At 61.0% G+C, this 12,398-nt stretch carries 9 protein-coding genes; 4 read left to right on the top strand and 5 right to left on the bottom strand.

Going from position 1 to position 12,398, the window contains the following annotated elements:
- The first annotated feature begins 270 nt into the window (after positions 1-270).
- Positions 271-1,548 carry a nickel-dependent lactate racemase gene (gene larA / locus DW112_RS03945; protein WP_117778829.1) on the top strand — a complete coding sequence of 426 codons (1,278 nt, stop codon included), beginning with the start codon at positions 271-273 and terminating at the stop codon, positions 1,546-1,548.
- 49 nt (positions 1,549-1,597) lie between these two features.
- Positions 1,598-2,329 carry a D/L-lactic acid transporter LarD gene (larD, locus tag DW112_RS03940; RefSeq protein WP_117799985.1) on the top strand — a complete coding sequence of 244 codons (732 nt, stop codon included), beginning with the start codon at positions 1,598-1,600 and terminating at the stop codon, positions 2,327-2,329.
- A 302-nt stretch (positions 2,330-2,631) separates the two neighbouring features.
- On the opposite strand, the gene DW112_RS03935 is transcribed toward larD, so the two are convergent.
- From DW112_RS03935 to serB, 4 genes are all read right to left on the bottom strand, one after another.
- On the bottom strand, positions 2,632-3,171 hold the full coding sequence (locus DW112_RS03935; RefSeq protein ID WP_118328375.1) for a TetR/AcrR family transcriptional regulator: 540 nt from the start codon (positions 3,169-3,171) through the stop codon (positions 2,632-2,634).
- Positions 3,172-3,173: 2 nt separating this feature from the next.
- On the bottom strand, positions 3,174-4,100 hold the full coding sequence (locus DW112_RS03930) for a LarC family nickel insertion protein (protein WP_118328374.1): 927 nt from the start codon (positions 4,098-4,100) through the stop codon (positions 3,174-3,176).
- 10 nt (positions 4,101-4,110) lie between these two features.
- A complete protein-coding gene (larB, locus tag DW112_RS03925; protein WP_118328373.1) occupies positions 4,111-4,893 on the bottom strand; it encodes a nickel pincer cofactor biosynthesis protein LarB in 783 nt (260 codons plus the stop codon).
- 116 nt (positions 4,894-5,009) lie between these two features.
- Entirely contained in the window at positions 5,010-5,645 is a 636-nt protein-coding gene (serB, locus tag DW112_RS03920) for a phosphoserine phosphatase SerB (RefSeq protein WP_118328372.1), read from the bottom strand.
- A 255-nt stretch (positions 5,646-5,900) separates the two neighbouring features.
- Between serB and aspS the strand changes: the two genes are divergently transcribed.
- Positions 5,901-7,688, top strand: a complete 1,788-nt coding sequence (aspS, locus tag DW112_RS03915; protein ID WP_118328371.1) for an aspartate--tRNA ligase — start codon at positions 5,901-5,903, stop codon at positions 7,686-7,688.
- A gap of 305 nt (positions 7,689-7,993) precedes the next feature.
- Here aspS and DW112_RS03910 read toward each other — a convergent pair whose 3' ends face one another.
- The gene (locus tag DW112_RS03910; protein WP_117817674.1) at positions 7,994-9,010 is read right to left on the bottom strand and encodes a LacI family DNA-binding transcriptional regulator; all 1,017 of its coding nucleotides are present in this window, start codon (positions 9,008-9,010) and stop codon (positions 7,994-7,996) included.
- A gap of 376 nt (positions 9,011-9,386) precedes the next feature.
- Between DW112_RS03910 and DW112_RS03905 the strand changes: the two genes are divergently transcribed.
- Positions 9,387-12,395: a glycoside hydrolase family 2 TIM barrel-domain containing protein gene (locus DW112_RS03905; RefSeq protein ID WP_117797114.1), complete on the top strand. Its 3,009-nt coding sequence runs from the start codon at positions 9,387-9,389 to the stop codon at positions 12,393-12,395.
- Positions 12,396-12,398 lie beyond the last annotated feature (3 nt).

Raw genomic sequence — 12,398 nt, 5'->3', positions numbered from 1 at the left:
TGCGTCCTGCGGAGTGTGCCTAAAAGTAAGCTGATGGCGGGCCCTACGATGTCCGGTCTTCGGTGGATTACTGGCTGGGGGAATAATGGCGCGCTTCTCGACTTACGACTGTAGCGGCCGCGGTTCCGTTTGGGATCGTGGCCGTTTTGTTGTGGGTCAAATATGAACGTTGTGTTAATGAGTCGGTGGACGGTGGTGTTTTTCGGTGAGCGGCGTATCCTTCCAACGGTTTATCTAGTGTGTCAGTTGAAAGGAAGAGGGCGCTCGTCATTGTTTGAATGTGAACTGCCGTTTGACCACAAGACGTTGCATCTGGAACTCGAGGATAAGAACTTCGCGGGTGTGATGGAAGGTCATCAAAACGAGTTTAAGACTACAAAATCTCAGGAAGAGCTGGTAGAGGAGTCGCTTGCCAACCCTTATGGCTCGCCTTCGCTCGAGGAGCTTTGTGCTGGCAAGAAGGATATCGTGATCATTAGCTCCGATCATACGCGTCCCGTTCCCTCGCGTGTGACGATGCCTATTCTGCTGCATCACATCCACGCTGCCGCTCCCGAGGCACGTGTGCGCATCCTGGTCGCGACCGGCATGCATCGCCCCTCGACGCACGAGGAACTCGTTAACAAGTACGGCGAGGAGATCGTCGCTAACGAAGAAATCGTTATGCACGTCGCGACTGACGACAGCATGATGAAAAAGATCGGCACCCTGCCTTCTGGTGGCGAGTGCATCATCAACAAGATTGCCGCCGATTGCGATCTGCTGCTTGCCGAGGGCTTTATTGAGCCGCACTTCTTTGCCGGTTTCTCTGGTAGCCGCAAGTCCGTCCTGCCTGGCATCGCCAGCTACAAGACCATCATGTACAACCACAACGGTCAGTTTGTGAACGATTCCCACTCGCGTGCCGGCAACCTGTGCCACAACCACGTGAGCGAGGACATGTTCGCCGCCGCCGAGATGGCTCACCTTGCCTTTGTGCTTAACGTGGTGCTTAACGGCAAGCACGAGGTCATCGGCTCCTTTGCCGGCGATATCCACAAGGCGCACGAGGCCGGCTGCGAGTTCGTGAAGAGCCTTGCCGGCGTTGAGCCCGTCGAGTGCGAGATTGCCATCACCACCAACGGTGGCTACCCCCTCGATCAGAACATCTATCAGGCTGTGAAGGGCATGTGCGCTGCCGAGGCCACGCTTCCTGAGGGCGGCGTGATCATCGACGTCGCCGGTTGTGCCGACGGCCACGGTGGCGAGGGCTTCTATCACAACATCGCCGACAACGATCCGGCGGAGTTTGAGCGCGCCTGCATCGACCGTCCTAAGGACGAGACCCTGCCCGACCAGTGGACGAGCCAGATCTTTGCCCGCATCCTGGCGCATCACCCTGTGATCATGGTCACCGATCTGTGCGATCACCAGATGCTCAAGGATATGCACATGACGCCGGTCAACACCATCGAGGAGGCGCTCAAGCTCGCCTTTGAGATGAAGGGTGCCGATGCCAAGGTTGCCGTCATTCCCGATGGCCTGGGCGTTGTTGTTGCGCAGCACTAGTGCGCGGCCTAAACGAATCGTTTATAACCGACAAGAAAGATAAGGTTTTATGCTTACCAAACTCCTCTGCGAATTCGGCGCGACGGCCCTCATGATCGTCTTTGGCGTGGGCGTGCACTGCGATACCGTGCTCAAGGGCACCAAGTATCAGGGCTCCGGCCATATGTTTGCCATCACCACCTGGTCTTTTGGCATCTCGGTCTGCCTGTTTGTCTTTGGCGGCGCCGTGTGCATGAACCCCGCCATGGTGCTTGCCCAGTGCATCGTCGGCTTGGTGCCGTGGGGCAGCTGCATCCCCTTCATGATTGCCGATATGCTCGGCGGCTTTGTGGGTGCCGTAATCGCCTGGTTTATGTATGCCGATGAGTTCAAGGCTTCCGAGGGCGTCGTCGACCCCATTGCCCAGCGCAACATCTTCTCGACCAACCCCACCACCGAGGGCACGAACTATGCTCGTAACTTCTTCTGCGAGGCTATCTGCACCTTCGTGTTCATCAGCGCCATCCTTGCTGCCGCTAGCCGCGCCGGCGAGAACGTTCTGATGCTCGCAATCTGCGTCGGCCTGATCGTTTGGGCTGTTGGCATGGGCATGGGCGGCATCACCGGCTTCGCCATGAACCAGGCTCGTGACCTTGGTCCTCGCATGGCCTATCAGGTGCTGCCGATCAAGAACAAGGCCGATAACAACTGGAAGTACGGCCTGCTTGTTCCTGGCATCGCGCCGTTTGTCGGTGCCATCGTGGCTGCGTTGTTTGTGCATGGTTTCTTGGGCATGTTCTAGTCCAAGGCTACATAGTTGTCCGCTGGCCGCATGGGGTAACTTCCCAGCGCGTCCTCGGACATGCAAAAAGGCTCGCTGCGCACTTCGTGCGGCGAGCCTTTTTGCGTCCTGCGGAATGCGCTGGGAAGTTACCCCATGCGGCCAGCTGCGGGATTTTAGTCGCGTTGGAACAAGCAACCCAACATATAAATCTGAATTTGGATGGGAGGGGCTTGTTGCTGATAGGGGCGCTGGGCTGTTGTTGACACTTTGGGATGCGTGGCGCCCTGGGTTGGGGTGATGCTTTGGGATGAGCTTCTTACTTAGTTGAAGAGGGGCTTAATGGCTGATAGGTAGTCTTTGGCTACGTCCTCTTTTGGGGCTTGGAAGTTGTGCCAGGCCCACCATTGGACCATTCCTACGAAGCTTGAGGCTATGTGGTGTAGTAGGAAGCTTCGGTCCATGGTGGCGGCGGGGCCGTTTGGGTCGGTGGGGACGGTTTCGGCTGCTCGTGACATGATGGTTTTGCGTAAGCAGTCGGCGAAGACGCGTGAGCCGGCGCCGGCTACCAGTGCCCGTACACCCTGACGGCGCTCCCAGAGGTTGTTGAGGATATGCTCGACCTGAACGAGTGGGTCATCGAGGGGCGTACCGTCATCGTCGAGGGCGTGGGTGCAGATGTCGCTCACGAGCTCAGCGAGCAGATCATCTTTGCTTTTGAAGAGGCCGTAGAACGTGGCCCGACCCACATGGGCGCGAGCGATAATGTCGCCGACGGTGATCTTGCCGTAGTCCTCTTCGCGCAGCAGCTCGGAGAACGCCGCAACGATGGCAGCGCGGCTTTTTGCCTTGCGGGCATCCATGGCTATGCGTCCGCGTGAACGAGCAGACAGCGGAGCGTGCCGGAGCAGCCCTCGTAGGGGCGCTTACCGGCGCCGTAGCCGACGGCCTCGATGCGGTAGCGGGCCGGCAGGTGCTCGGACGTGCGCAGTGCGGCGACGATGGCGGCGCCCGTGGGCGTCACAAGCTCGCCGGCGACCGGTGCGGGCGTGAGGACGATATTGCCCGCCTGGCACAGGTTGACGACAGCGGGGACGGGAATGGGCATGAGACCGTGGGCACAGCGGATGGTACCGTGACCCTCGGAGAGCGACTCGACCACGATGTCCTCAATACCAAGGTCATCGAGGCAGATGGCGACAGAGCAGACGTCGACGATGGAATCGACGGCGCCCACCTCGTGGAACATGACGGTCTCGGGCGTTTTGCCGTGAGCCTTGGCCTCGGCAGCGGCGAGTACGGAAAAAATGGCGAGGGCGCGACGCTTGGCGCCATCGCTTAACTGCGAGCCATCGATGATGGCGGTGACGTCAGCCAAAGAACGGTGGTGATGGTGGTGGGCGTGATGGTGACCCTCGTGGTCGTGGTCGTGGTCATGCTCGTGGTCGTGGTCATGCTCGTGGCAGTGCTCGTGTTCGTGCTCGCCATGATCATGATGGTGGTGCTCATGCTCGTGCGTGTGCTCGGCAGCTGCTTCGTTGCCGTAGAGCCAGGCCATATCGTGATCGTGATTCTCGAGCTCCTCTGCAAGCTGGACGTCGAAATCGCAGGCGTCGATGCCATGCTTGTTTACGCGCGTCACGGCGATCGAAAAGCCGTCGACCGGCAGCGTGGCGAGCTGTTCGCGCAGGTGCTCCTCGCTGGCGCCCAGGTCGAGCAGGGCCGCGACGGTCATATCGCCGCTGATGCCCGAGGTGCCGTCGATGATAAGCGTGTGCTGATGGTTGGACATGAAATGCTCCTTAACGGGCGCAGGACGTGCCGGCGCTCAGATGATTGATAAGACTTGCCTGATAGGCGGCACCAAAGCCGTTATCGATATTGACGACCGAAACGCCGCTGGCGCAGGAGTTGAGCATGGCGAGCAGCGCGGCTACGCCGCCAAAGTTCGCGCCATAGCCCACGCTGGTGGGGACGGCGATGACCGGACAGCTCACAAGGCCTCCGATGACGCTCGCCAGGGCGCCTTCCATGCCGGCGATGGCGATGACCACCTGCGCCTGGGCAAGTTCCTCAGCATGAGCGAGCAGGCGGTGCAGGCCGGCGACACCCACGTCGTAGAGGCGATCGACCTCGTTGCCGTAGAACTCGGCCGTCAACGCGGCTTCCTCGGCAACGGGCAGGTCGCTCGTGCCGGCGCAGGCGACGACGATGCGTCCGTTGCCGTTGGGGGAGGGCTTGCCACCCACCAGGGCGAGCTGGGCGTCCGGGACATATCCCAGGTCGATGCCGTTGCCGAGGAGCTCCGAGGTGCAGGCTGCCTTTTCGGCATCCAGGCGCGTGACCAGGATGCGCTCCTGGCCGGCATCGCGCAGTGCTTCGATAATGGCGGCAATCTGATCGGCGGTTTTACCGGCCCCGTAGACAACCTCGCCGGCTCCCTGGCGCACCCCGCGCGAAAGATCAAGCTGCGCAAAGCCCAAATCGGCGGTCGGAGCCGTCTGGATGCGCGTGAGGGCGTCGGCAGGGGTGACTGCTCCGCCGGCAACATCGCTCAGCAATTGCTCAAGATCTCGCTTATCCATATATGTTCCCTTCGACGGTGCAAAGTCTAGCACGTGAAAGGTAGTTTCCGAACATTAGAACAAAATTGTTCGGAAACTAGACATAGAGGAATTGATTCTGTTGTTAGACGGATCGGCTAGTCACGCAGGATGATGTCCATGGCGAGCATCAGGTTGCGCTCGTCGATGGCAAACGGGGCCGCCTCGCGCGTCTTGGGCTTGGCGCAAAATGCGATGCCCGTGCCTGCGGCCTGGATCATGGGGATGTCATTTGCCCCGTCGCCAATAGCGACCGTATGGGCCATGTCGACGCCGCACTCAACTGCCCAGTCCAGCAGCTGGATGAGCTTGGACTCCTTGGTCACGATGTCTGCCGCCAGCTTACCCGTGAGCTTGCCGTCCACGACTTCCAGGCGGTTGGCCAGGCAAAAATCGATGCCCGCGGCGGCCACGATCTTGTCGGCGACCTCGTGAAAGCCGCCGCTTACCACGCCGACCTTCCAGCCCTTGCTGTGCGCCGAGCGTACAAGCTCCAGCGCGCCGGGGGTAAACGTCACGCGCGCAAAGGTGCGCTCGAACACGCTCTCGTCCAAGCCGGCAAGCAGCCCCACACGCTCCTCGAGCGCCTGCTTAAAGTCGAGCTCGCCGCGCATGGCGCGCTCAGTGATCTGCGTCACTTGCTCGCCTACGCCGGCCTCCTCGCCCAACAGGTCGATGACCTCCTGGTTGATGAGCGTGGAGTCGATATCCATAACGATGAGGCGTACAGTCATGGCGGGCCTTTCCGAGTGCAGTTTTATTGGGCATATTGTCGCACGTGACGAGCGCGGACGGGTGCCGCGGTGCGTCAATTGTTTCGTCTCCGTCAAGTCTTTGGGCAGGAGCTACTTTTCCGCGGCACATCGACACAGGTGCGATAAGATAGAACGCCATGTCTGGCTGCGCGGTTTACGCAGGCCGGGCAAATCTGTACGACGCCGCCCGGAACGACACGGGGCGGCACAGATCCATAAAGGAGGATCACTGGTATGAGCCAGACCCGTCCCATCGACGAGCATTCCATGCACACCCGTACCTGCGGCGAGCTTCGCCGCGAGAACGTGGGCGAAGAGGTCACCCTCACCGGTTGGGTGAGCCGTCGCCGCGACCACGGCGGCCTTATCTTCTGCGACCTTCGCGACCGCGAGGGCATCACGCAGCTCACCTTCGACCCCGAGCACTCCGACGGCGACGCCTTTAAGATCGCCGAGACTATGCGTCCCGAGTGGCCCATCAAGATCCATGGCGTCGTGCGCGCCCGTGGCGAGGAGACCACCAACACCAAGCTCGCGACCGGCGAGATCGAGGTCCTGACTGACCACGCCGAGGTGCTCAACACTTCCGTCACCCCGCCGTTCCAGATCGAGGACGGCATCGAGACCAGCGAGGACACCCGCCTGCGCTATCGCTATCTGGACCTCCGTCGTCCCGAGATGATGGCCAACCTCAAGCTGCGCTCCGACTTTACCTTTGCCATTCGCGAGGCGCTGCACAACCGTGAGTTCATGGAGGTCGAGACGCCCTCCCTGTTCAAGTCCACGCCCGAGGGCGCCCGCGACTTCATCGTCCCCAGCCGCATCCAGCCGGGCAACTTCTACGCCCTGCCGCAGTCCCCGCAGCTCCTGAAGCAGCTGCTTATGGTCGGTGGCGTCGAGCGCTACTACCAGGTTGCCAAGTGCTTCCGCGACGAGGACCTGCGTGCCGACCGTCAGCCCGAGTTCACCCAGGTCGATATCGAGATGTCCTTCGTGGACCAGAACGACGTTATGAGCGCGCTCGAGGAGGTCCTGGCCGATGCCTTCGGCCGCATGGGTGTCGAGATGCCCACGCCGCTGCGTCGCATGGACTACTGGGAGGCCATGGACACCTATGGCTCCGACAAGCCTGATACCCGCTATGGCATGCACCTGGTTGACCTGACCGACATCTTTGCCAACTCCAAGTTCAAGGTCTTTGCGACTGCTGCAAACGAGGAGGGCTCTGTCGTCAAGGCCATCAACGCCAAGGGCGCCGGTGCCTGGGCACGTGCCAGGATCGATAAGCTCGCTGGCGTGGCCTCCACGTTTGGCGCCAAGGGCCTGGCCTGGATCGCTTTCCGCGAGGATGGCTCCATCAACAGCCCCATCGTCAAGTTCTTCTCGGACGAGGAGATGGCGGCTCTGCGTGAGCGCATGAACGTCGAGCCCGGCGACCTTGTGATGTTCGCCGCCGGTCCGCGCCTGCTCTCCGACGAGATCCTGGGCGGCATGCGTTCCCACATGGCTAACGCGCTCGAGATCAAGCGCGAGGGCCACGACTTCCTGTGGGTCGTCAACTTCCCGCTGTTCCACTGGGACGAGGATCGCAAGGCCTATGCTGCCGAGCACCAGCCCTTTACCCTGCCGACCGAGACCGACATCGCCAAGATCGAGGCCGACCCGCTGGCAGCCGGTTCCTGCACCTACGACTTTGTCATGGACGGCTTTGAGGCCGGCGGCGGCGGTATGCGTATCCACAACGCCGAGATGCAGATGTCTATGCTCAAGCTCCTGGGCTTTACCGAGGAACGTGCCGAGTCTCAGTTCGGCTTTCTCATGGAGGCGCTCAAGTTTGGTGCGCCCCCGATGGGCGGTTTCGCTCTGGGCCTGGATCGCGTGTGCATGCTGCTCACCGGCTCCGACTCCATCCGCGACGTCATGGCGTTCCCCAAGACGGCCAGCGGCTCCGACCTCATGTCGGGCGCCCCGAGTGCCGTTTCCGGCGCCCAGCTCAAGGACGTCAGCCTGCGCTTGATGTAGGCAAGCGGCTACATATTGCCCGTAACGAGGGAAGGACACGTGCCTTCCCTCGTTTTTTATGCGCCGAGATTGTGAGGGCATGGGATGACCGGGCGTCGCGGAAAGTGCGTCCCGGAATCTGCGTCCAGAACGGGTCGCGCTTTCCCAAAGGGGGTCCTCTGGGAAAGCGCGACCCAGAATTCGGCAAAATAATGGGACACAGTTTCCGGTTGAGCTGTCTAACGGAAACTGTGCCCCAGAATGAGCGCTCAAAACGGGCCGGGCTTTCCACAGCAACTGTCTGGCGGAAAGCCCGGCCCAGTTTCCTACAGCGAGTCTCTCTGAACGAGCTGCATGTGCATGACGGTGGTGGTGGGCTCGGCACCCTTGATCATGTCGAGCGCAATGTTGGCGGCCATGTGGCCTTCTTCGCGCAGGGGCTGGCGGACGGTCGTGAGTGCGGGGACGCAGCGCGTCGCAATCTCGTGATCGTCGAAGCCGACGACAGAAACTTCCGCCGGAACGGATAGGCCTGCCTCGTTGAGTGCGGTGATGACGCCAGCCGCGATACGGTCCGATCCGCAGAGCACGCCATCGAAAGCAATCTTGCGCGCGAGGATCTGGCGCATGGCCTGATAGCCGTCTCCGCTGTTCCAGCCGGTATAGATAACGTTTGCGTCTGGGAGGTCTTCGCCCAAGACGGCGCGGTAGCCGCGCAGGCGGTCGACAACAGCGGGGTTGTCTTGCGGTCCCAACACGGCGACGATATCTTTGCGCCCGCGCTCCTTCATGGCGTGTGCCGCAAAGCGTCCGCCCTCTTCGTCGTCAGAGTAGACCGTCGAGAACACATCGCGATAGGGGTGGCCCTCGAGCTGGCCGCACAACACGGTGGGTACGCCCAGCTCGCGCAGCACCTCGAGCAGCTCGCTGCCCTTGTAGGGGGAGACGTCGATCACGGCGTCGAACGAGCGGCGCTCAAAGTGCTCGCGTGCGCGGTTGCGCTCATGCGTAGAAGACGCCTGCAAGATAACGGGCAGATAGGACGACTCCGACAGTTCCTCGGTAATACCGCTCAAAAACTCGCTATAGGTGGGGTCGCTGAAGAGTTCACTCAGGGGCTCGGTCACGAGCACGGCGATGATTTCCGTGCGCCCGACAGCGAGCGCTCGGCCACGGGCATTGGGGACAAAATTGACTTTCTTGGCCGCCGCACGGACGCGCTTTTTGGTTTCCTCGCTAATGCGGGGCGAATCGTTGAGGGCGCGCGATGCCGTGGAGCGCGACACGCCGGCAGCTGCGGCAACCTCGGCAAGCGTAGGTGCGGTGCGAACTGGTTGGGTCATGGCGTCTCCTGGAAAATGCGGTCGATGTTGTCACTGATACGGGCTGGTGCGGATACAGCTTACTATAGTGCACCTGAACAGCGTTCATGATATCCGGTGACAGGTGTCGTTTTGCAACCAAGCCGCAATCGAATACGTCTCGTGTGGGTGAGATATCAGCGGGCGTGGCGGTTGCCTACGAGCTTAAGAACGATGTTTTGCGCTGAGTTTCGATACTCAGGGTGACATAAGTGTCGCAGCTGTACAACCGGTTGCACCGTTAATCCGACCAAATCGACCGTTCAGCGGACAACCGGTTGCACAATTTTTTGCATCGCCCGTAAGATAAGGACAACCGGTTGCACAAGAATCACTACGATGACGAAGGAGCATCACCATGGACGCCATTAACGATTGGGAAAACCAAGCGCTCACCCACAGGAACCGCCTGGCACCCCATGCGTACTTTATGGGTTACGAGACCGCCGATCTCGCCGCTACGTACAGCCGCGAGCTGTCGCGCGGGTTTGTCCAGCTGTCCGGCTCGTGGCAGTTCCGCCTCTTTGAGGGGCCTGCTGCCGTTTCCAACGAGGAGCTCTCCACGTACGAGCCCGAGTGGGATCACGTGGAGGTTCCGCACCTGTGGCAGGTGGATGGCTATGGCAACCTTGCCTACACCGACGAGGGTTTCCCGTTCCCGGTGGATCAGCCGTTCGTTCCCTCCGACGACCCCACGGGCGTCTACCAGCGCATCGTCAACCTTCCCGCCGTGCCTGCCGGCGCTCGCGAGATCATTCGCTTTGACGGCATCGAGAGCTATGGTGAGCTGTACGTCAACGGTCAGTTTATCGGCATGACCAAGGGTTCGCGCCTGTCTGCCGAGTTTGACGTGACCGACGCGCTCGTCGAGGGCGACAACCTGTTTGCGGTCAAGGCTCTGCAGTACAGTGATGGCAGCTATATCGAGGATCAGGACATGTGGTGGGCCTCGGGCATCTTCCGCGATGTGTACCTTATGCAGCGTCCCGCCGCGCACCTGGTCGACTTTAGGTTCCGCACGCACCGCGAGGGCGATGCCGCTCTGATCACGCTCGATACGGTGGCCGAGGGCGCTACCCGCGTTGTGTATACGCTCAGCGATGGCGGAAACGTGGTGGCTACGGGTGAGTGCGTCGACGGCCATGCCGAGTGCAGCGTTGCCGATGCCCACTTCTGGAATCCCGAGGACCCCTTCCTCTATGACCTTACGTTTGAGGTCTACGATGGCGACGAGGCCAGCGAGTACGTTCCGCATCGCCAGGGTCTTGCCGAGGTGACGGTCGAGGGCAATCATATCTACCTCAACGGCACCTACTTTAAGATGCATGGCGTCAACCGCCACGATCACGACGATCACAAGGGCCGCGCCGTGGGCCTCGATCGCATGCGCCGCGACCTGGAGCTCATGAAGCGGCACAACATCAACGCGGTGCGCACCTCTCACTATGCCAATGACCCGCGCTTCTACGAGCTGTGTGATGAGTATGGCATCATGCTGGTCGCCGAGACCGATATGGAGAGCCACGGCTTCGAGAATATCGGCAACATCGCCCTGGTCACCGACGATCCGGCATGGGAGCCGGCCTACGTCGACCGCATTGAGCGCCTGGTGATGCAGGAGCGCAACCACGCCTGCATCATTATGTGGTCGATGGGCAACGAGAGCGGCTATGGCTGCAACATCCGCGCGATGTACGCCAAGGCTCACGAGCTCGATGATCGTCCGGTCCATTATGAGGAGGACCGCAACGCCGATACCGTCGACGTTATCTCCACGATGTACTCCCGTGTTTCGCAGATGAACGACTTTGGCGAGCACCCATTCCCCAAGCCGCGCATCAACTGTGAGTACGGTCACTCCATGGGCAATGGTCCCGGAGGCCTGTCCGAGTACCAGGAGGTCTTCGATCGTTGGGATTGCATCCAGGGCCAGTTCATTTGGGAATGGTGCGACCACGGTTTGGCTGCTGTGACCGAGGACGGCGTTGCCTACGATATGTATGGTGGCGACAACGGCGATTACCCCAACAACAGCAACTTCTGCATCGATGGCATGGTGTTCCCCTGGCAGCAGCCGAGTCCGGGCCTTACCGAGTACGGCCAGGTTATCTGCCCGGTCCGCATGGCTTATGACGCCGAGGCAGGCGAGCTGACCGTCACCAACAAGCGTTGGTTCACCACCCTCGAGGATGTCTGCCTGTCGGCCGAGACCCTGGTGGACGGCGACGTGGTCTGCCGCAAGACGCTCATGCCCGGCGCGGTTGCCCCCGGCGAGTCCGTCCAGCTGCCACTGGTGATTCGCGAGGCCGCAGTGGGCGAGACCCTGCTGACCGTGCGCGCCTACACCATGGCCGCTCACGTCTGGTGCGAGCCGATGTTCCAGCTGGGCGCTAGCCAGTTTGCCATCGCAAACCATCCGGCGCCGACCATCGTGGCCCCCGCTCGTCCTGAGCTTACGGTTGAGGAGACCGAGCAGGAGATACGCATCCACTCCCTCAACGGCGAGCTGACCTTCAGCAAAGTCAACGGTACCGTGAGCGAGTGGAAGGCATCCGGCCGCGACGTCATGGCCTCTGGTCCCCAGGTTGGTTTTTGGCATCCGCTCGTCGATAACCATGCCCAGGAGTATGACTCACTGTGGAAGGACAACTTCATCGATGTGATGCAGACGTCTACCCGCAAGGTTTCTTGGAAGCAGGATGGCAATGCGGTCGTCGTTACCGTGAGCCAGCGTATCGCTCCTCCCGTCCGCGCGTTCGGCATGCGCGTCGAGCTCGTCTACACCGTGCTTCCGAGCGGTCGAGTCGACCTCAAGGTTTCCGGCGAGCCCTACGGCGATTACTCGGATATCATCCCGCGCATCGGCATCTCCTTCGAGGTCCCCGGTTGCGATCGTGCCGTCGAGTGGTATGGCCACGGCCCGGGCGAGAACTATCCGGACTCGCTGCGCGCCAACCCGGTCGGTCATTACCGCACTACGGTCGACGACATGTTCACGCCCTACGTTATGCCTCAGGATTGTGCTAACCGCGAGGGCACCCGTTGGGTCGCCCTGCGCTCTAGCCACGGTGACGGTCTGGTCGTGACGCGTCCGAGCGACGCCGCCTCCAACCCGTTCTCGTTCTCGGCATGGCCCTATAGCTGCGAGGCTATAGATAACGCCAAGCACGTCTACGACCTTGTCAAGGGCGACACGGTTACGGTCAATATCAACGACCAGCTGCTCGGCCTTGGTTCGAACTCTTGGGGTTCCGAGGTGCTCGATTCCTACCGCACCCGTTTTGAGAGCTTCAGCTTTGAGGTGTCCCTGCGACCGCTGACGTCTGCCGATCTGGCTCAGGCGCTGGCACCCATTAAGGAGGCATAAGTC

It is taken from the genome of Collinsella sp. AM09-41, from assembly GCF_003473245.1.
Lineage (GTDB): Bacteria > Actinomycetota > Coriobacteriia > Coriobacteriales > Coriobacteriaceae > Collinsella.
The sequence above is the reverse complement of the archived record's forward strand: the minus strand, read 5'-3'. Positions and strand labels throughout refer to the sequence as shown.